This window comes from Sphingobium nicotianae, from assembly GCF_018603885.1.
GTDB classification, from domain to species: Bacteria; Pseudomonadota; Alphaproteobacteria; order Sphingomonadales; family Sphingomonadaceae; genus Sphingobium; species Sphingobium nicotianae.
Genome location: NZ_JAHGAW010000024.1, coordinates 1 through 1,103 on the forward strand (window position 1 = coordinate 1; position 1,103 = coordinate 1,103).

Sequence of the window (1,103 nt, forward strand, 5' to 3'; positions counted from 1 at the left end):
CGTGGGAAAGGGAAGGTCGGCTTTTGGGTTCAAGAACTGACATTCGCGCTATAGGGCGCTTGAACCCACTCGATCGCCAGTGCGGCGAAGCCACATTGAGCGATCATCGCCAACGGAACGTCCATGCCCATCGTGAAAACCAATGGCATTAATCTGGCCTATGACAGTTTGGGCGATGAAAGCTCGGAGGCCATCCTTCTGATCGCGGGGCTCGGGACCCAGATGATCCGCTGGACTATTTCATTTTGCCAACAGCTGGCCGACAGAGGCTATCGCGTGATCCGCTTCGACAACCGCGACGCGGGCTGCTCCACGCATTTTGCCGATCGTCAGATACTCGATTTTGGGGCATTGGCCGCTACGCTCATGGCTGGACAACGGCCGGACGTACCCTACACTCTTGATGACATGGCCGACGACGCTATCGGCTTGCTCGATGCGCTTTCGATCGACCAAGCGCATTTCGTGGGCAGATCGATGGGCGGCATGATCGCGCAGGTCGCGGCCAGCAAGTATCCAGAGCGGGTCTTGTCGCTCACGTCAATCATGGCCAGCTCCGGCAACCCCTCTCTTCCTCAGGCTGAGCCTGAAGTCATGGCGATGATGACGAAACCCACGCCGGACCCTATCGACAATGAGGGCGGGTTTCTGGAGCATAGCCTGGCCTTTGCACGACGCATCGCCGGGACCGGCTATCCGTTGGACGAAGAGACACATCGCGCGCTGGTCCGGGAGGAGGTTCGACGGGCCTATGACCCTGGCGGTTTCGGGCGCCAAATCGCCGCGATCGCTGTCGCCGGGGACCGCCGACCACAACTGGCAACCATCACAGCGCCAACGTTAGTGATGCACGGGGCTGAGGACCCGCTAATCCCACCGGCTTGCGGTAAGGACACGGCTTCAACCATTCCCGGCGCCGAGTTCATGCTGATAACCGGCATGGGGCATGATCTGCCAGCGGCACTCTATCGAACCGTGGTCGACGGGATAGAGCGCACTGCCCGCCGCAGGGGACCACAATCCGCCAAAGCTTCGAAGGGTTAAGCGCGACGGCAGCTTTCAGGCACATGACATCTGGCGCTGAGCGACCGACTGTGGGTCGG

The 1,103-nt window shown here is 60.6% G+C and carries 1 protein-coding gene; it reads left to right on the forward strand.

The features are described from left to right. Nucleotides 1-123: 123 nt before the first annotated feature. Nucleotides 124-1,044, forward strand: coding sequence for an alpha/beta fold hydrolase (locus KK488_RS21180; RefSeq protein ID WP_214625721.1), 921 nt, complete (start codon nt 124-126; stop codon nt 1,042-1,044). The last annotated feature ends 59 nt before the right edge of the window (nt 1,045-1,103 follow it).

Bases quoted from the DNA above. Each gene is read 5' to 3' on its own strand.
- KK488_RS21180 (WP_214625721.1), top strand. From the start codon at position 124: ATGCCCATCGTGAAAACCAATGGCATTAATCTGGCCTATGACAGTTTG.